Here is a 19,708-nt window from a genome sequence, read left to right as displayed (position 1 = left end):
ATGTAGGATTCGTTGTATCCGAATTAACGCCTGTGGAATGTTATAGCAAACGAGAGTAGCGAGCAAGTGGCAAAATCGGACACGTAGAAACAGGAAATAAACATTAATCTGACAATTTTTATAGTTGGTTAGGAATATTTATAGATTTTTGGCAACGGCGTATGGAAGATATGCATGAAAAACAACAAGCCATGCCTTGGTGGAAAGAGGCGATAGGGTACCAAATTTATCCAAAAAGTTTCAAAGATTCAAATGGGGATGGTATTGGTGATCTCCAAGGGATTCGGAAAAACTTACGTTATCTCAAAGAATTAGGCATCGATTTTGTTTGGTTGAATCCTGTTTATGCCTCACCAAATGTTGATAATGGCTATGATATTAGTGATTATCAAGATATCAATCCGGAATTTGGGACAATGGAAGACATGCTAAAACTGATTGATGAAGCGCATGACTTGGGCATCAAAATCATTATGGATTTGGTCATCAATCATACTTCGGATCAACATCCTTGGTTTAAAGAAGCATTGCAAGGAAAAGATAATCCCTATCATGACTATTATATTTGGGCTGACGGCAACGACAAACCAAACCAATGGGAATCGATTTTTGGAGGATCTGTCTGGGAATACGTCCCTGCGATTGATCAACAATACCTACATGTATTTGCCAAAGAACAACCTGATTTAAACTGGGAAAATCCCAACATGCGTCAAGATATTTATACCATGATTCGTTGGTGGCTTGACTTAGGCATTGATGGGTTTCGAATTGATGCGATTTCACATATTAAAAAATCTCCTTGGCATACGAAACCCAAGAAAGATTGGGCATACTCTCCTTTTACCAACGTCAAGGGGATTGGTGTATACTTGCGCGAATTGAGTAAGGTTTTTAAAGAATATGATATTGTGACGGTTGGCGAAGCATCTGGCGTTACGGCGGAACAAGCCCCTGAGTGGGTCGGCAAAGACGGTTATTTTAATATGATATTTGAATTTGAGCATATTTCGCTATGGAAGCGCGAAAAAAATGACACGATGGATGTTGTTGCGCTGAAAAAGGCGCTTGGTCGCTGGCAAAAACGCCTAGATTATGGCCAAGGTTGGAATGCACTGTACATGGAGAATCACGATGTCCCACGGAGCGTTTCTGTTTTTGGCAATGATCAGCCAGTCTATCGGGAAAAAGCAGCCACCGCTTTGGCAACGATGTACTTGTTGCTGCAAGGAACACCTTTCATCTACCAAGGCCAAGAAATCGGCATGACCAATATGACGTTTCGTAGCTTAGATGAATTGGATGATGTCACGGCTAAGAATCAAATTGAAGAATTGCTTCAAATGGAAGACAATGAGGATCGAAAACTTGAGATTTTAGAATTAATGAGCAGTATCTCAAGAGATAACAGTCGGACACCTATGCAATGGAATACGAGCGAAAATGCAGGCTTTACCACAGGCAAACCATGGATGGTTGTTAATCCAAACTATACTACGATCAATGTAGCAGAACAAACGCAACAACCAACATCCATTTTGTCGTATTACAAAAAATTAATTCAATTAAGAAAAACTCAGAATATCTTCGTCTCTGGTCATTACCATGATTATTTACCGAAACATCCTCAAGTATACATTTATGAACGATTTTTAGAGGAAGATCGCATGTTGGTTGTTGTAAATCTGACCAAAGAACCGGCTGAAATCAATCTACCAACTGCTATTTCTGGTCAAAGTTGGTCGTTAGTAATGGGAAATCATCCTATTGGCAGTCACGCAGCCGATCCTCTTTCTCCATTCAAACAACAGTTGAAAGAAAAACAAAAAAAATTAGCATTAGAACCGTATGAAGCACTTATCTATCACGTAAATTAATGTATAATAGGAAAGAAAAGGATTTCAGCAACCAGCGTTTAGTTTGAATCATTGGTGCATGATGTAAAGTAGGAGAAATGCGATGGCAATTACAATCAAAGATATAGCGAAGCGGGCAAATGTCTCCACAGCTACCGTTTCACGAGTTATCAACGATATTGGTGGATATGGCAGTGAGACACGTGAACGAGTGTTGAGGGCTGCAAAAGAATTAGGGTATTATAAGAATGCTGCTGCTACTAGCTTGGTGACAAATAAAACGAAGACGATTGGGATTATTATTCCTGATGTGAGTACTTCATTTTATGGAAATATTGTGACAGGGATTGAGGATATCGCCTATGATTATGGGTATAGTGTGATTCTTACACATGCTGGAGTTGAGGGAAAGCGGTTGTCCGATAGTTTAAAGTTAATGGTGAATCGGCGTGTGGATGGGATTATTATTGTTTCTATCTATCTCAAAAAAGAACAACAAGTGATGATTAGTCGCTTAGGTGTGCCAACCATTTTATTATCAACCATTTCGGAAGACAATCGTTTGCCATATATTAAAGTGGATGATTATGAAGCCATGTACCATGCTACGCAATATTTAATTGATCATCACCATCAAAAGATTGGCCTGGCTGGCGTCAATCCAAACGATAAGGTTGCTGGAGAGCCACGGCTATTAGGGTATCTTGATTGCTTGGTAGCCAATCATTTACCGGTAGATAAAGCGTTAATTTGTTATGGTGATTTTAGTTTTGATGCGGGGAGACGAGCGATGGAATATTACGTTCATCATCGTTTACCAACAGCGATTGTCTGTGCCAGTGATGATACAGCTCTAGGTGTCATTTCGATTGCCCATCAATACGCAATTGGTGTTCCAGAGCAACTCTCGGTCATTGGTTACGATGATACAAGCATTGCCTGGATGACAACGCCGCCATTAACAACGATTGCGCAACCTTTTTATGATATGGGTGCGCGCGGATGCAAACGGTTAATTCAAGCGATTGCTAATGAACAAGCAATCGTATCCGAAATTATTCCATTTCAATTAAAAGAACGCAAAACAGTACGTATGCTAGAAAATGAATCTGAATAAAAGAGTAGAGCAGTTTTCTTAGGGAAGCCGCTCTGCTTTTTGGTTTTTTGTGTCTAACGAGTATCCTAATGTGAAAGAGACGAGGGCGTGCCAGCTAGTTAGAAATCTTTGTAAGAGGAGAATACTGAAATGAAGACTCTCCGTTTGAACACCTTTGCTGGAAGGCAACCTTTTTGAGGGATACGCACAGGGAGTCAGCTTTACCATTGAGAAGAAAAAAGGAAGAGGAGGATAACCGCAAAATGGTTATCCTCCTAGTAAATTTTTTTACTCTATTGCTTGAACAATGACTTCACCAATGCCATGTGAATAGCTTGCTTTAAAGCTACCTTTCTTTAAAGGCACGGGAAAAATGAAGGTACCACTGGAAATATGCATCCCAGCAGAAATTGTTTGATTTGTTTGGGCTAATTTCTTTATTAGCCATTGTACAGAAAGTAATGGATTGGTCAATACTTCAGAAGAGAGCCCTTCTGCAACTTTTTGATCATCGATTGTCAGTGTTCCTTGAATGGTTGCTAACTCTTCCAAAGAAAAATTGGTTACAGGTTGGGAAGTTCCTACTACAATTCGGCCGCCAACTGCACCATCTGAGACAACGAGATATTTATTCAGATCGGGGAACCAATCAGCAAAGCGCGAGTCGGGTAATTCGATGCCCGGAGCCACGGTTAATTTTTCACATAATTCGGGTAATGTATCTGTTTCAGACAGTGTCTCAGTCGCGGTGAAAACAAGTTCGATTTCGACTAAGGGTTCCAAAAAATCTGCTAAGTTGACAGTTGCGGGAGAAGTAAGCATTTGCGCTTGTTCTTCTGCTCCGTATAAAGGTTCGTCTGAAGCAAAAAGCTTTTGTGTTTGTTCACTTGTCAAACTAATCTTGTAACCTGCGATGGGTGTGTCTTTTTTTTGGCTAACCATTGCCTGAATGCCATAAGCATCCTCAAGTGTGCTTACAGCGGTTGCTGCTTGTTCAATTGGTAGTGAGTGGCCTGTTTTGTATGCATCGAGTAATGCTTCGGCCAATGCTTGTTGTTCGCTAGATAAAGTCATGAAAAGCCCTCCCTTTAGTTGTTAAAACTGTATCACAATCCTGGCTGTCCTTCAATGCTTGTCTCATTTTTGATTGATCATAGGGGCTAATCTAAAAAAAGACCCGACGCATCAATCGTTGGAAAGACTGGTCGGGTGTCCTTGTTATCATCAGCCATGCTACAAATCACAGGATAGCTAGGCATCAATCGCTGTTGCTTTTTGAATATTTTCCTGGTGTTCCGCCTTCACAGCGGCCAAGACTTCAGGTTTTTCGAGTAATTCCAAAATGGTGAGAGCCAACCCTTTTGCTGCAGAAAGGAGGCCTTGTTTACCAGCTGGGGAAATGGTTGCTGCAGCCATTTCTTTTGTATGTGCACCAACATGGCTATCGGCGATTTTAATGTTGCCTTGAATTGTTGCACATTTGTAACTGACGGCCCCAACATCGGTTGATCCAGCAGCAACTTCTTCAACAGGTGCAATATCGGTGAGACCGAGTTCTTGATATTTTTCCATCAGAATATCAGCCAAGGTATAGTTAATTAACGTATCTTCATAAGGACATTCGTAGACCGAGGTTTTAAACGTTACCTCATTAGCCAAACAAATGCCTTCCACTGCTTTGGTTGCTCGTTCAGTCAGATATTTGGCATAAGACATCTTCGGAGCGCGGAAATAATATTCTAGCGATGCATAACCTGGAATGACGTTGGCAGCTTGACCGCCGTCTTTAATGATGCCATGGATATAGGTATGCGGATTGGCAAATTGGCGCAATAAATTAATTTGGAGATAACTCATCACTGCAGCATCTAATGCTGAGCGCCCTAAATCAGGGTGACAACCATGAGCGTTTTTGCCAAAAAATTCAAATTTAATTGGATTTAATGCATTTGAACGACCACCGACGCCATTTTTTACGCCAGGGTGAACCATTAGAGCAACATCGACATCATCAAAAACACCTGCGTTTGCCATGCTCACTTTGCCACCAAAATTCTCTTCAGCCGGGGTACCGACTACGAGTAATTTGCCACCAAATTGGTCAATAATTCCTTTAATTGCTTCACCTGTGGCTACGCCAATTGCTGCAATGAGATTGTGGCCGCAGCCATGGCCGACTTCTGGCAGTGCATCGTATTCACACATAACGGCAATGGTTGGACCGGGCTTATGGGTATCATACGTTCCCAAAAAACCAGTTGGCACCACATAGGCGGATTGGGTATCAAAACCTGCTTGTGTCAGGTAGTTGACCAATAACTTCATCGTTTCGAATTCTTCATTACCAATTTCTGGATTGTCATAGAGGGTTTGGACAATGTTCATATAGGCATCAATATGGTCTTCTATTGAGGAGATAATTTGTTCTTTTGCTGTCATAAAGAGGTTCCTTCTTTCTAAATTCCTGGGTTATTCATTGATTGCTTTTTTGGCTTGCTCAGTTGCTTCATCTTTCCATTTTTTCAAATTGCCGTTGTCTTTGTTCTCTTTGATGACTTTATTAATGAGTTTGATAAGAGATTTGTTGGCGTCATCTTTAGGAATACCAATGACATTGGTCGCGTATTTATTTTTTGGATCAAGATTAAATTCTTCTTTGCTTAACAATGTTAGATTAGGAAATGACGTTAACAAGGGTTCAACAGAAGTGGTTGAGACAGTTACGGCATCAATATCGCCGGAGTTCAATGCGAGTACCGCAGCATCCATTGTACCGTATTGCTTAATATTTGCCGCCGAAGTGATTGCCGTTGCTAGTTCATATTGAATGGAGCCAGATTGCGAGCCAACTTTTAGTTTGGCTTTTTTCAAGTCCGCTAAAGTTGTGTACTTTTGGGCAACTTCTTTGGTGGTCAGAATTCCTTGGTAGCCATCGCTGACTTCTTGTTCATACCCATCCGAAAAATCCATGATTTTTTTGCGTTCATCTGTTCCAACAAACCCTGAAATACCAATATCAACACTCCCCGTTTGAATATTGGCTAAGACACCATTGAAATCGGTGGCTTTAATATCCAGTTTCACGCCAATCTCTTTAGCAATGGCTTTGGCTAAGGAAATATCACTCCCTACGATTTCTTTTTCTCCTTTATCGTTCAAAATATAAAATTCAGATGGAGGAAAATCAGGCGACGTTCCCACGGTCAATTTGCCACTTTTTTTGATTTGGGCCAATTTATCTGTTGAAGTACTGCTTGACTTGTTAGATGAAGATGATCCACAAGCCGCAAGTGAAACGACGGTCAATACGGTGATGATTGTTGAAAAGAGCCACTTTTTTTTATTCATTTTTTTTCCTCATTTCATTTTTTTATTTAAAAGGTAATTTTATCAAGGAAGACTTTTGTCCGTTCTTCTTTTGGTCGTTCAAATAATTCTTCGGGTGTTCCTTCCTCAACGATATGTCCTTCATCAATAAATAGGACACGAGAGGCCACTTTTTTTGCGAAATTCATTTCATGGGTCACGATGATGGTGGTCATGTGACTTTTAGTTAAATCTTGAATAACAAGCAACACTTCTTTAACCATTTCAGGATCGAGAGCAGAGGTTGGTTCGTCAAAGAGCATCAACTCAGGTTCCATTGCTAATGACCTAGCGATGGCTACCCGTTGCTTTTGACCACCGGATAATTGGTTAGGGTAAGCATATTTTTTATCAGAAAGCCCGACTTTTTTCAAAAGAGCGTCGGCTTTTTGTTCGGCTTGTTCTTTTGTCATTTTTTTACGCATAATTGGTGCAAGGGTGATATTTTCGAGCACGGTTTTATTTGGAAACAAGTTAAAGTGTTGGAAAACCATGCCGATTTTTTCGCGAATGCTATCGATTTCGGTTTCTTTCATTTTCTTGGCGGTTAAATCCTGTTCTTCAAAGATTACTTGACCACTTGTCGGAGCTTCCATCAAGTTTAAACAGCGAAGAAACGTAGATTTACCAGATCCAGATGGACCAATGATAGCCACCACTTCTCCTTTTTTTATCTCAGTTGAAATACCTTTTAATACTGCTAAATCACCAAAATTTTTGGTGATATCAATGGTTTTAATCATACACATGCATCCTCTTTTCCAATACATTCATTAAGGCAGTTAGACCAGCTGTCAAAAGAAAATAGATGATACCAACCACAATCAAAGGTTCAAAAATCGAATAAGTAGATGCTTTAACGATATTGTAAGTGTACATTACATCAAAGACACCTACGACTGATACGATAGAGGATTCCTTAATCATCATAATGAATTCATTGCCAAGTCCGGGTAAGACAACTCGGATGGCTTGTGGAATGATAATGGCTTTCATCGTCTGCCAACGACTTAATCCTAGCGAGCGTCCCGCTTCCATTTGCCCTTTATCAATGGACTCTAAGCCACCTCGGAGTAGTTCGCAAATGTAGGCACCTGAGTTGATTGACAATGCCACGACAGACGTCAAGAATTCACGTGAGCCAAAAACGTCGCCAAAAAGCGGAATCGAGGGAATTGAGAGTCCGATAATGGGAAAGCCATACAACCACATAAACAATTGTAAAAGCAAAGGAGTTCCCCGTACCACTTGGGTATAGACTTTGGCAATCCAGCGTAAGGGAGCAGCTTTCGATTGCTTCATAATCGTTGCAATCAAACCAATGATTGAACCAATAATGACCGTCATGATTGCTAAGACGATCGTTACGATGGTCCCTTGCCAAAAGGTAGGTAGCCATTTGACAATTTTACTAAAATCAATCACGATTCCTAAATAGACATTCATATACAAAAACCTCGATTTATTCTTTCTATTTTGAATTTTTATTCAATTAAGTGTGCTAATAATAAGATAAAATTAGGCAAAAGTAAAGAGAAAATGAATAAATATTACAAAAAAGTGCAAAAAACAGGTTGCTGGGATTTTAGAGGAATACGTGCAAAGACGAAGAAAAGGCACAAAAAAACCATCTAGTGGCTAAGTGGCGAACGCGCCCTTTCCATTAGATGATTTCGGTTAGTTAATTGTTTTTTGGGCAACAGTCAGCGTACAACGACCAACTGCGATTTTTTTTCCGTCTTCATTTACAACCGTTGCCTGCCATACTTGAAGGCTTCGACCAACCCGATCAGGTGTGGCCGTGACGGTTAACTTACCTGTAGTGGCAGGGGTTAAGTGAGAAACGGTTAAGTCCACTCCAACCACAAAATGTGTGGTTGAACCAAGTGCACAATTGGCACCAATACTGCAAGCTGTTTCAATTAAAATGGCACTGATTCCCCCATGCATCACACCATATGGCTGTAGATGACGTTCATCTAGTTGCAAGGAGAGCTCAACCTTCTCTTGATCTTCATATTCCGTTTTAATACCTAGATAGGAGAGTGTATCCATAGCTCTTCGCCCCTTTCTTCGTTTTTAATCTCGTTCTTTGGGAAAAACGATCTAATTGTGTATAATAGTACAGGAAATGACTTAAGGAGGTCAATAATTTGAGAGAATGGCAAATAATTAAAGAATATGACGAAATTCTGTTTCAACAATACGGAAAAGTAGCAAAAATAAGTATCAATCGGCCGCATGTACACAATGCATTCACCCCAAAAACAGTATTTGAAATGATTGATGCCTTTACAATTAGTCGAGAGAAAACGGATGTTGGCGTGATTATTTTAACTGGTGAAGGGGATCAAGCCTTTTGTTCGGGCGGGGATCAAAAAGTTCGTGGAAACGGCGGCTATGTGGGAGAAGATCAAGTGCCACGTTTGAATGTTTTGGATTTGCAACGCCTGATTCGTGTGATTCCTAAACCAGTCATCGCCATGGTTAAAGGCTGGTCGATTGGTGGGGGAAATGTCTTGCAATTGGTCTGTGATATTACGATTGCGGCAGACAATGCCAAATTTGGGCAAACCGGTCCAAATGTGGGTAGTTTTGATGGTGGTTATGGCTCTGGCTATCTTGCGCGAGTCATCGGCCACAAAAAGGCAAAAGAAGTTTGGTTTATGACCAAACAATATACCGCCGAAGAAGCCTTGCAGATGAACTGGATTAACACGGTTGTTCCATTAGCTGAAGTAGAAGAAGTGACAATGGAATGGGCTGAAGAAATGCTGACGAAAAGTCCGTTGGCGTTACGCATGATTAAAGCGGCGATGAATGCTGATACAGATGGTCTTGCCGGAATCCAACAACTAGCTGGTGACGCGACGCTTCTATACTATACGATGGATGAAGCAAAAGAAGGTCGTGATGCGTTTAAGGAAAAACGAACACCGGATTTTGACCAATTTCCGAAATTTCCGTAATGCAAACCAATCAAGCACCGCGAAGCTGGCTTCAACAGCAAGCGTTACTTCATCCGAAACGACCTGCTTTTTTGTGGCAAAAAGAAAGTTGGTCGTTTTCTTTGCTTGCTCAAATCGCGCAACGTTATGCACATTACTATGCGGCTAATTTGCCAGCAACGAGTAAGCGTGTTGCCATTTATAGTAAAAATTCGCCGGCCATGTATTTGACCATTTTAGGTTTGTGGGAATTGGGAATGGAAGTTCAGCTGTTAAATCGTCGGCTAACGGTAGAAGAATGGCGTTTTCAACTGAATGATGCACAGACTGAATGGCTCCTTTGTGATGACGTGCGTGCCATCCCAGACACAATCGCCTGTTTAGCCATTCCGGATCTTTTGGAGAAGGATATCGCGCAGGCAGATTATATAGATGCTGGCTATGAATCTTCAGCTATTGCCTCAATTATGTACACTTCAGGTACGACGGGTCAGCCAAAAGGGGTCCCTCAAACATTTGGTAACCATCATGCAAGTATTGTTGCAACTCAACATTCTCTGCAACTAACCGGCGATGATTGTTGGGGGTTAGTGTTGCCTTTATTTCATATTAGTGGCCTGTCCATTTTGCTACGTTCGTTAAAAATTGGTTTGGCTGTGCGATTGTATGAACAATTTGATCCAATTGTTCTGAACGCTTCACTTCAAGCGGGTGAGGTAACCGTCTTGTCACTGGTTACGAGTACCTTGCAAGCTCTCTTGCCAGTTGCTCCTAGCAGAGGGTACGCTCACTTAAAAGCCATTTTATTAGGTGGAGGGCCTATCATGCCTTCGCTGATTGAAGAAGCAATGGCTTGCAAAATTCCCATCATGCCTTCATTTGGTATGACAGAGACCTGCTCTCAGATTACGGCATTACCTGTTAAAGAGCTCACACATAAAGTGGGTTCAGCTGGTTATCCATTGAATGACGTGAAGGTGAAGATTGTGCCATCAACTAATCAAATGAATGCTACGGCTTTAATTGGTGAAATTTTCGTTAAAGGGCCATCCATTGTGACGAGCTATTTAAACCAAAGAAGTGAGGATTCTTGGACGGAAGATGGGTGGTTGAAAACAGGTGATCTTGGTTATCTTGATCAAGATGGGGCGTTGTATTTAAAAAGTCGCTTGAGTGAGTTAATTATTTCAGGAGGAGAAAATATTTATCCCGGTGAGATTGAACAGATACTTATGCGCCATCCTGCAATAACGGCAGCTGCCGTTATCGGACAAATGGATGAGCAATGGGGACAAGTGCCGATTGCTTTTATTCAATTGACTACAGCAAACGTGTTAACAAGAGCAGCTTTGCAGCCATATTTAACTGCTTCGTTAGCAACCTATAAACACCCAAAAATGATTTATGTCGTTCATTCTTTTCCGAAAACAGCGAGTGGCAAAGTGTTGAAACGATTATTTTTAACAGAAGAAAGAGTGAAGTACATTGAGTATCCACTTAGCACCTGAGTACGAACAAGCGTACCAAGATGCGAAATTATATTTTAGTTATACGTTTGACTATGAACAGGATTTGTCGTTGGCTGTTCTGTTGCGTAGTTTTCCAGAAGAGAATACCCGCTTTTTTTGGCAGACACCCGATCGTCAACACCTACTTGTCGGCTTTGGTCAACGAACAAAGCTTTTTCCTGATGATGGTGTAACGATGAATAATCAGAAAAAAAGATTGCATCAGCAGACGATGGACCCGGACAATCGCTTGTGTTTATTTGGCGCATTTCCTTTTGATGTGCAAGCAAATGCCGCCCCGTTATGGAACCAGTTAGCAGAAGGAGGGTTTTTGCTTCCTAAAGTATTGTTCACGTTCAATCAAGGACGTTGGCAAGTTACGCTGACAGTAAAACGTCCCGCTACCTTTGCGGCTTTAACGACAAGGTTCCAAAAAGAACAACACCGCATCATTTTAGCCTTATCACAAGCAGCCCCCAAAGTGCAAAAAAATCGCTTGGTTACCAGTCAAGAAATCGCAGTGAAGAAATGGATGGAAACTGTTGACCAAGCGGTAAAAACCATTCGAAATCCCAACAATACGCTAAAAAAAATCGTGCTTGCGAGACAATTAGCATTAGAAATGAATGAACCAATCGATCAAGTGGCGTTGCTTCAACGTCTGGAAACGCAACAGCCGCAAACGTATTTGTTCTATTTACAAGAAGGAAACAGTACTTTTATCGGTGCGACACCTGAAAAATTACTGGCAGCAACGACGAAGAAAGTGACTACAGTAGCGGTAGCTGGATCGATTCAACGCGGAAAAACGCCATCAGAGGATACACGATTGGGTCAAGAATTATTGCACTCAGCAAAAAATCTACAGGAACATCAAATCGTTGTAGAGCGTCTGCAAAAAAATCTTCAGCCATTTAGTCAGTCGACGGTAAATGTCAGTCAACGAACGTTATTAAAAAATCGTGATATTCAACATTTGTATGCGGAATTAATTGGTACGCGAGCCGATGATGGAGCATCACTTTTTGAAATGATTCAGCAACTGCATCCAACGCCAGCCTTGGGCGGAGAACCAAAACAGGCAGCAATTGAGTGGATTCGAACCCATGAACCAGTCGGCAGAGGTCTTTATGGTGCACCGATTGGTTGGGTTTCACTGGCGGAAGATGCGGGCGAGTTTGCGGTGGGAATTCGCTCGGCAGTTATTTCTGGTAAGCACGCGTTATTATATGCTGGATGTGGCATTGTTGCGGATTCCAACGCTGAAGAAGAACGTCAAGAAACAAAGATGAAATTTCAACCGATGAAAAGAGGAATTCAAGATGAAGACACCACAACAGACGATGACTGAGTATTTGTCCGCTTTACTGGATGGACTGGTCGCAACTGGTAGCACACGAGCAGTCATCAGTCCTGGATCCCGTTCAACGCCGGTTTCACTGTTGATTCACCGTGATCCACGGTTGACGGATTACGTTGCCGTAGACGAACGCTCGGCCGCTTTTTTTGCTTTAGGGTTGGCAAAAGCTAGCCAAGAGCCTGTCATTTTGGTCTGTACTTCTGGGACAGCCGCCGCAAATTATTATCCAGCTATCTGTGAAGCGAAGGCTAGCCGGATCCCACTAGTCATTTTAACGACGGACCGACCACCAGAATTACAAGGTGTTGGGGCACCACAGACCATGAACCAACAAGAGTTATTTGGAAAACAAGTCAAATCCTTTACTCAGTTAACCGTGCCAGAAGAGACTCCTGCGCTCCTTCGTTCTAGCTACTGGCAAGGTGAACAAGCAGCGAGGCAAGCGATACAAGCCCCAAAAGGCCCTGTTCATTTAAACATTCCTTTACGCGAACCGTTGTTGCCTGATTTATCACGATCTTCTTATCCCGCAAACGTGTTCGTAGATGACAAAGTGGCGGTTCATATTTCATTGGCTTCTTATACGGCGTTGTTTGAAAAGAAAGGCATCATTGTGGTGGGAGAAGCACACACACCAGCAGAAGCTCGGATGCTTTTGCAAGTGGCAGAAACATTACATTGGCCTATCGTGGGCGATCCCCTTACTAATTTGGCAACTTGTGGTTACAAAAGTACCTCATATATTCGCCAAATCGACAGTATTTTCGGTGCTTGTCCAGCCATTTCTGAGCTTGAACCGGAAGTTGTTTTACGTTTCGGTCGGCTACCGATTAGTAAAAATCTGGCACAATGGTTATCAAAAGCAACGTTGACGCCAGCTGTTTGGCTACTGGTGGATGACGGACAGGAGTGGCTTGATCAATTGCAATGTACCACGCATCCGCTTCCCTATTCAACAAAACAAGTATGCCAAGCCATTCTGGAAATGGTTGTTCAACCGTGCGCACTTGATTGGCTAGAACAATGGCAAACGTTACAAAAACAGGCGGAAGAAGTGATTGCACAAGGAGCGTGGCTTCATCAACTATCAGAAACGAGTGCCGCCTACCATTTTTTTGCTCCCTTACCTGAACAAACACAAGTGATGGTAGCCAATAGTAATGCTATCCGAATGGTCGATCGTTTTCTCGTTCCCACGCAAAAGGAATGCACAATTTGGGGGAATCGGGGAGTGAATGGCATTGATGGTACCCTATCGACCGCAGCTGGGATTGCCGCTGCAACACAACAGCCGACCGTCTTGTTGGTTGGAGATCTGGCCCTGTTTCATGATATGAATGGATTGCAGCTCATTCGTGCCTATCAGTTGCCGGTCACGATTGTTTTATTGAACAATCAAGGTGGCGGAATCTTTTCATTTTTGAGTCAGCGTACGTTAGACCCAACTGATTTTGATCCTTTATTTGCCACGTCATTGGCAATGGATTTTGGTCAAGTCGCGACCTTGTATCAGATGACCTATCTGCAACCGCAGACGCTCAATACCTATCAAGAACAACTAAGTCACGCCATCCAAAATGGCCAACCTGCCCTGATTGAAATTCAAGGCACGTTTGATGAACCGGTTGCTATTTGGAACGAGACACTCACTCGACTTCGAAAGAAAGTTGAGTCAGGCGAATGAAGAAAAAAGAGCACACTTTTGCCTACGAATGGGCACGACCTTATCAATCGCAGCTACCAACGATTGTTTGCCTGCATGGCTTTACCGGTACTCGTCATACCTTCCAATCAATCGCCGATCAGTTATCAACAGTTAATTGGTTACTCATTGATTGTCTAGGGCATGGTGAAAGCCCGATAGCGATTAAAAGTGAAGCCTATCAATTTGAAAACGTCGTAACCGAGCTTGCTCATTTTGTCCAACAACTAGGGCTTCAAACGTATCATTTACTCGGCTATTCTATGGGAGCTCGGCTCGCGTTAGGCTGGGCAACGGTTTACCCAGAGCGCATTCAGACACTTAGTTTGGAGAGTGGTTCACCGGGACTTGCGACCCAAATAGAGCGACAAAAACGACGGGAAAAAGATGCCCGTCTGGCACAAAAAATTGAACAAGAGGGGGTTCGTTCATTTGTCACTGATTGGGAAAAATTGCCATTATTTGCTAGTCAAAGCAAGCTACCAACTCAAGTTCAACTGACTGTTCGTCACGAACGGCTAAGTCAACAGGCAACAGGGTTAGCAAATAGCCTACGAGGAATGGGCACAGGCAGTCAACCCAATTATTGGCCACAATTGGCTCAATTCACCCGCCCTGTTGCCATCCTTGTGGGAGCGTTAGACACCAAATTCGTTGCAATCGGTCAGCAAATGCACCAGCTATTTCCAAACAGTACATTGACGGTTTTTTCGGGAGTGGGTCATTGCATTCACTTGGAAACACCTCAGCTATTTGGCGCTTTTTTTGAACAGTGGCTCGGTCAGGCAAAGGAGAAAGTTGAATGAAAATACTACGCATTGAACAATTTGATTATTCGGTTCCTTTTTTGCATCCCTTTCAAACAAGTTATGGTTGCACAACAGAGAAACAAGCCTCGATTTATGTACTTCACGATGAAAGCGGTGTGAGGGGCGTAGGAGAGCTGGATGCACTCCCTCACCCGGATTATATTGAAGAATACTTGTCCACCGCGCGAGCAACGATTGCCACCTATTTGATTCCATTGCTATTAAAAAAAGAATGGCATCGACCGGAAGAAATTGGCGCTTTTTTTGCTGGCATTCAAGGAAATTTTATGGCGAAAGCAGCACTGGAAACTGCCGCATGGGATTGCTTTGCTCGTGTGCAAAAACAACCGCTTTATCAGATATTAGGAGGGACAAAACGGCCGATTCATGTGGGCATTAGCTTTGGAATAGAATCATCGATTTCAACGCTAATCAAAAAAGTACAAACAGCTATTGATCAAGGCTACACCCGGGTAAAATTAAAAATAAAGCCAGGCTATGACTATGGACCATTAAGCGCTATTCGGGAAGCATTTCCCTCCCTTTCCTTGATGGCTGATGCAAACTCCGCCTATCAAAAGGAGGAGGATTGGACCATTTTTCGGCAGTTAGATACCCTGCAATTGGCCATGATTGAACAACCTTTTGGGGCAAGAGAATTTACGCGGCATGCTGCGTTGCAACGACAAATGCACACGCCCATTTGTTTAGATGAAACGATTCGTAGCGTCGAAGATGTCCAAACTGCTGCCGCACTGGGAAGTTGTCGAGCAATCAATCTCAAGCTTCCACGTGTCGGGGGAATAACGGCGGCACAAGCCATTTTACAAGAAGCCACACAACAGGGCATGCTTGTGTGGTTGGGTGGAATGTATGAACTGGGTGTTGGTCGGGCATTGAATTTGCATTTTTCATCCTTAGCTGAGTTGATTTTTCCTGGCGATTTGTCGGCAACCAACCGGTATTTTGCGGCCGATATTGTAACACCAGAAGCCAAAATGGGCCAAGGCGCATTGATGATTCCCGATTCGATTGGAATAGGGGTAACGGTTCATCATGATAAATTTCAAACCAACTATCGTCTTTTTACGTAATACTTGCCATTCGTCATCGTTTATCTGCTACTATAGAGAGAAACGATGGCTTTTTGAATAACGTTCAAAGTGAAGGAGAGGGAAAAAAGACAATGACCCAAGTACAAGCAATTCTTTTTGATATGGATGGATTAATTATTGATACCGAGCGCGTGTACCGTGAGGGATGGCGGGTCGGTGCCAAAGCAGCGGGGGAGGAGTTGCCTGAGAGCTTTTTAAAGCAGACGGCAGGCAAGAGCTCGAAACAAACAGTTGCGCAGCTGGAAAAAATCGTTAGCGATGTCACTAAGATTCCGCTCATTCGCCAGATACGAGAAGCTTATTTTGTAGAAGAATTACAGGCCAATCGCATTCCTCTTAAGCCTTATTTTCTAGAAAGCATTCGCTATTTAAAAACACAGCACTATGTAACTGCATTAGTGACTTCAACAGCTAGTCAACGGACCAGTCAAATTTTTGAAAAGTATCAGTTGGGGGCGTACTTTGATGAAGTGGTGACGGGTGACTTGGTTCAGGAAGCAAAACCCAATCCGGCTATCTATCAATTGGCTCTAAAAAAGTTGCAGATTGAACCACATCAGGGTCTTGTTTTTGAAGATTCATTGGTAGGCGCACGAGCGGCAGAAGCGGCTGGTATTCCATTAGTACTCATTCCAGAAAAGAATACCGGCGGGGTGACCCACTCGGCTGATTGGCAAAATGTCTTGCATGAAGCACCTGATTTTCAAGCGGCTATGCAATGGCTACGGCAAACAAAAATGATTCGGTAATTAGTGTATTGCTTGACGAAAGTTTTCACAGGAGACTATAGTAAAGTTGGAACTCAGTTGTTACGACTTCTCTGGCTCACAGGGTGCAGAAGAGAAGTAAACATGTATATCAAAGGAAGCGATCATAATGAAGATTATGAAAGGAAAGACGGAAGAAGAAACGTACCCAGAATTTATTACAGAAAATCGGGAAAGTCGGCTTGAAACCTACTTTTTGGATGAACAAGTTCGACCATTTTTTGTCATCTGTCCAGGCGGAGGTTACAAAAAGCTGTCTTACCAAAAGGAAGGACAACGGATAAAAGAATGGTTGGGACAATTAGGGTATCATAGTGGTATTTTTTGTTATCCTTTAAATGATATCTATCCTGAAACCTATTTAAAGGAAATACAAGAAACATTGAATTGGTTAAAGGAGGATAAGCGGATTAGTAACGTTTTTGTGATTGGTTTTTCTTCAGGTAGCCATACTGCTGGCTTATTTGGAACAAGTCTGGCCAATCGTCCAGATGGCTTGATTTTATCCTATCCAGTCGTTACGTTGACTGCTCCTATTGCGCACAAAGGGTGCCAAGAAACCTTTCTTCATCATGTTAAGCCAACAGAGCAGGAGCAGTATTCTTTGGAAAATCGAATTGATTCCCAAACGCCACCCGTTTTTTTATGGAGTACATGGAACGATCCGGCTGTCCCCATTCAAAACTCGCTCTTGCTGCTAGATTGTCTCAATCATGCCGGTGTTTCCTGTGAAAGCCATCTGTTTCCAGATGGTCCACATGGATTAGGTCTTGCACAACAAGAGGAGGCAATATCCATTTGGCCAACATTAGCTGAAAAATGGATATCTCAACAAGTAAAGTAGTTAAAATTGAAAAATAAATAGTTAAACAAGGAGGAAGTTTCAGTTTTTTGAAACTTCCTCCTTGTTTTTGAAAATTCAATAGCTAAATGTGGAAACAAATATTTGTAAGCGTTCTATATAATAGATTTATCAAGAAAGGGGCATCATCTATGGATATAACTGCTATACCCAAAAATTTTTTATGGGGTGCATCTACGAGTGCCTTCCAAGTCGAAGGCGCATACCAAGAAAATGGGAAAGGACTTTCTATTGCAGATATTCGCTCATTTAAGAAAAGTAGTAAACAATTAGACACAAAAGTGACCGTCGACCATTACCACAATTGGGAAGAAGATATTCAGCTTATGAAAGAGCTGGGACTAACAAGTTATCGTTTTTCAATTAGTTGGCCACGAATCTTTCCGATGGGGGATGAACAGGAACCAAATGCGGACGGTCTTGCCTTTTATCATCAATTAATTGATCATCTATTGGCTAATGGGATTGAACCAATTGTTACTATGTATCATTTTGATCAACCAATGGGCTTGATTGAAAAATATGGTGGTTGGGTTGATCGACAATCTATTGCTGATTTTGTGAAGTATGCCAAGTGCCTTTTGGATGAGTTTGGTGATAAGGTGACCCATTGGTTAACAATCAATGAGCAAGCGGTATTAGTTGTTGCATCGGATATGCTAGGGATTTCCCTAGATTTGCCAGAAAAAGAACGATTTCAACTAGCTTATCAAGCAAATTATCATATGTGGTTAGCGCAAGCACAAGTATACAAACTGTACCGTGATCAATATCCAAATGGCTTGATTGGTCCAGCGATTTCGTATATTACGACATTACCTGCATCTAGAAAATCAGCGGATATGGTAGTAGCCAAACAACTCGAAGATTTTTATTCTTTTGCACAGATGGATGTTGCTTTAAAAGGTAAAATTCCGCAATACTTCCAAAATGAACTGATTAAAATGGGCATATCAATTGTTACAGAAAGTGGCGATGCAACAATTTTGTCGCAGGGGAAAGCCAACGTTTTAGGAGTCAATTGGTATTGCACAACGATTGTCGAAGCACTACCGAATCAAACGCAACAAATGCCGATATTAAAACGCATGAAGCGCATTGAAGACCCAGATCTGGTGTATACGGATTGGGGTTGGAACTTCGACTCTCAAGGTATTCACTATGGCTTGAGACAGCTAATGGATCGTTATGCAGAGACACCAATCATCATCACAGAATGTGGCTGGTCTGAAAAAGAAAAACTAGAAGATGGGGAAATTCATGACAAAATGCGGATTGCTTATTTAGAAGAACATATACAGCAAATTGCTTATGCAGTAGAAGATGGGGTCAATGTGATTTCATTTAATCCGTGGTCGTTTATTGATTTGTTAAGTGTCGGGGATGGCATGGAAAAAAGATACGGCTTGGTCTATGTAGATCGGACGGACTTTGATGAAAAAGAATTAAAACGTTATAAGAAGGATAGCTATTATTATTATCAAAACTTAATAGCCAATCATCAACAATCATGATTGGCTAAAAAAATCAGTCGGCGAACAAAGTAATCAGAAAACAAACGCATTGGATAATTGCCGACACTTAGATGTCTTTGTGAGCAGAGGTAAAGGGTTTGTTTAAAATCAAATGAGTCCATCGACGAATAGTTTTGCGTAATCAAAATTACAGGAACATGATTTTTAATTAATTTTTGATAGAACTCATAGTAGACGTGGAAGAAATTCCCATAATTTGACAAAATAACTATTAAGTCATCACTTGAATAAGTGTTTTGGATATCGCTAAATTTCGCTGTCGTTTTTGGTACTGTGACTAATTTGCCAGCTGAGAGACATCCTAATTGAATGTCCCGTGCGATATGGCGCGCATCACTAAAGCCAACGAAGGATACGCGATTTGCAGCTAAGACCGAGTGGATAATTTGGTCTACCTCTTCACTGCGGACGGTCTTAGTGGCATCTTCAATCGAACGAATGACTTGTTGCGCGTAGTCGGAGAAATATTCGGACGGCTGTTGAACAATTTGCTCGGCCTCATGAGCGGTTAGACGTAGAAAAGAATTTCTAGAAGAAGTACTCAGTGTTTGAAAATAAAGTTTAAATGATTTGTAGTTTTCAAAGCCCATAAAGTGAATAAAGCGCGTGATTGTAGGTTTTGATACAAAAGTTTTTTCCGAAAATTCGACGATAGATAAGGTAGATAGTTGTTTGATATTTTGTAAAGTAAATAATACTAACGAATAATAGGTGCTTTCGGCCGCTTCTTCGTTAAAGTATTGCAATAGTTTTGAAATTGGATCCATAATTTCCTCCATAAGAA

Annotated in this window: 18 protein-coding genes; 11 read left to right on the top strand and 7 right to left on the bottom strand. The window is 41.8% G+C overall.

Translation table 11 applies throughout. The features are described 5' to 3' along the window. Positions 1-161: 161 nt before the first annotated feature. Both ACFSR0_RS08050 and ACFSR0_RS08045 read left to right on the top strand, forming a co-directional pair. Entirely contained in the window at positions 162-1,877 is a 1,716-nt protein-coding gene (locus tag ACFSR0_RS08050; RefSeq protein ID WP_379981654.1) for a glycoside hydrolase family 13 protein, read from the top strand. An 82-nt stretch (positions 1,878-1,959) separates the two neighbouring features. Further along, complete coding sequence (locus tag ACFSR0_RS08045) at positions 1,960-2,973, top strand: LacI family DNA-binding transcriptional regulator (RefSeq protein ID WP_379981652.1); 1,014 nt, start codon at positions 1,960-1,962, stop codon at positions 2,971-2,973. Positions 2,974-3,240: 267 nt separating this feature from the next. On the opposite strand, the gene ACFSR0_RS08040 is transcribed toward ACFSR0_RS08045, so the two are convergent. From ACFSR0_RS08040 to ACFSR0_RS08015, 6 genes are all read right to left on the bottom strand, one after another. Beyond that, complete coding sequence (locus ACFSR0_RS08040) at positions 3,241-4,026, bottom strand: 2-keto-4-pentenoate hydratase (protein ID WP_379981650.1); 786 nt, start codon at positions 4,024-4,026, stop codon at positions 3,241-3,243. 177 nt (positions 4,027-4,203) lie between these two features. Continuing rightward, entirely contained in the window at positions 4,204-5,391 is a 1,188-nt protein-coding gene (locus tag ACFSR0_RS08035) for a M20 family metallopeptidase (RefSeq protein WP_379981648.1), read from the bottom strand. Positions 5,392-5,421: 30 nt separating this feature from the next. After that, entirely contained in the window at positions 5,422-6,300 is an 879-nt protein-coding gene (locus tag ACFSR0_RS08030) for a transporter substrate-binding domain-containing protein (protein ID WP_379981646.1), read from the bottom strand. Between the two features lie 26 nt (positions 6,301-6,326). Beyond that, positions 6,327-7,061 carry an amino acid ABC transporter ATP-binding protein gene (locus tag ACFSR0_RS08025; protein ID WP_379981644.1) on the bottom strand — a complete coding sequence of 245 codons (735 nt, stop codon included), beginning with the start codon at positions 7,059-7,061 and terminating at the stop codon, positions 6,327-6,329. Then, complete coding sequence (locus ACFSR0_RS08020) at positions 7,054-7,764, bottom strand: amino acid ABC transporter permease (RefSeq protein ID WP_379981642.1); 711 nt, start codon at positions 7,762-7,764, stop codon at positions 7,054-7,056. The genes ACFSR0_RS08025 and ACFSR0_RS08020 overlap by 8 nt, the downstream gene beginning before the upstream one ends. 231 nt (positions 7,765-7,995) lie before the next feature. Next, a complete protein-coding gene (locus ACFSR0_RS08015; protein WP_379981640.1) occupies positions 7,996-8,373 on the bottom strand; it encodes a PaaI family thioesterase in 378 nt (125 codons plus the stop codon). Between the two features lie 98 nt (positions 8,374-8,471). Between ACFSR0_RS08015 and menB the strand changes: the two genes are divergently transcribed. From menB to ACFSR0_RS07970, 9 genes are all read left to right on the top strand, one after another. Further along, on the top strand, positions 8,472-9,287 hold the full coding sequence (gene menB / locus ACFSR0_RS08010; RefSeq protein WP_379981638.1) for a 1,4-dihydroxy-2-naphthoyl-CoA synthase: 816 nt from the start codon (positions 8,472-8,474) through the stop codon (positions 9,285-9,287). Further along, entirely contained in the window at positions 9,287-10,774 is a 1,488-nt protein-coding gene (gene menE / locus ACFSR0_RS08005; RefSeq protein WP_379981636.1) for an o-succinylbenzoate--CoA ligase, read from the top strand. The genes menB and menE overlap by 1 nt, the downstream gene beginning before the upstream one ends. Next, the gene (locus ACFSR0_RS08000; RefSeq protein ID WP_379981634.1) at positions 10,752-12,125 is read left to right on the top strand and encodes an isochorismate synthase; all 1,374 of its coding nucleotides are present in this window, start codon (positions 10,752-10,754) and stop codon (positions 12,123-12,125) included. The genes menE and ACFSR0_RS08000 overlap by 23 nt, the downstream gene beginning before the upstream one ends. Further along, positions 12,097-13,818 carry a 2-succinyl-5-enolpyruvyl-6-hydroxy-3-cyclohexene-1-carboxylic-acid synthase gene (menD, locus tag ACFSR0_RS07995; protein WP_379981632.1) on the top strand — a complete coding sequence of 574 codons (1,722 nt, stop codon included), beginning with the start codon at positions 12,097-12,099 and terminating at the stop codon, positions 13,816-13,818. Before ACFSR0_RS08000 ends, menD begins: the two co-directional genes overlap by 29 nt. Further along, positions 13,815-14,642, top strand: coding sequence for a 2-succinyl-6-hydroxy-2,4-cyclohexadiene-1-carboxylate synthase (gene menH / locus ACFSR0_RS07990; protein WP_379981630.1), 828 nt, complete (start codon positions 13,815-13,817; stop codon positions 14,640-14,642). Before menD ends, menH begins: the two co-directional genes overlap by 4 nt. Further along, positions 14,639-15,739, top strand: a complete 1,101-nt coding sequence (gene menC, locus ACFSR0_RS07985; protein WP_379981628.1) for an o-succinylbenzoate synthase — start codon at positions 14,639-14,641, stop codon at positions 15,737-15,739. The genes menH and menC overlap by 4 nt, the downstream gene beginning before the upstream one ends. Before the next feature lie 92 nt (positions 15,740-15,831). Then, positions 15,832-16,509 (top strand): HAD family hydrolase, encoded by a 678-nt coding sequence (locus tag ACFSR0_RS07980; RefSeq protein WP_379981626.1) that lies wholly within the window; start codon positions 15,832-15,834, stop codon positions 16,507-16,509. A 127-nt stretch (positions 16,510-16,636) separates the two neighbouring features. Next, positions 16,637-17,371, top strand: coding sequence for an alpha/beta hydrolase (locus ACFSR0_RS07975; protein WP_379981624.1), 735 nt, complete (start codon positions 16,637-16,639; stop codon positions 17,369-17,371). Between the two features lie 149 nt (positions 17,372-17,520). Continuing rightward, positions 17,521-18,903, top strand: coding sequence for a glycoside hydrolase family 1 protein (locus ACFSR0_RS07970; protein WP_379981622.1), 1,383 nt, complete (start codon positions 17,521-17,523; stop codon positions 18,901-18,903). Here the strand turns inward: ACFSR0_RS07970 and ACFSR0_RS07965 are convergent. Continuing rightward, entirely contained in the window at positions 18,891-19,691 is an 801-nt protein-coding gene (locus tag ACFSR0_RS07965; protein WP_379981620.1) for a MurR/RpiR family transcriptional regulator, read from the bottom strand. The genes ACFSR0_RS07970 and ACFSR0_RS07965 overlap by 13 nt on opposite strands. Positions 19,692-19,708 lie beyond the last annotated feature (17 nt).

It is taken from the genome of Enterococcus camelliae, from assembly GCF_042685105.1.
Taxonomy (GTDB): Bacteria; Bacillota; Bacilli; order Lactobacillales; family Enterococcaceae; genus Enterococcus_G; species Enterococcus_G camelliae.
The sequence above is the reverse complement of the archived record's forward strand: the minus strand, read 5'-3'. Positions and strand labels throughout refer to the sequence as shown.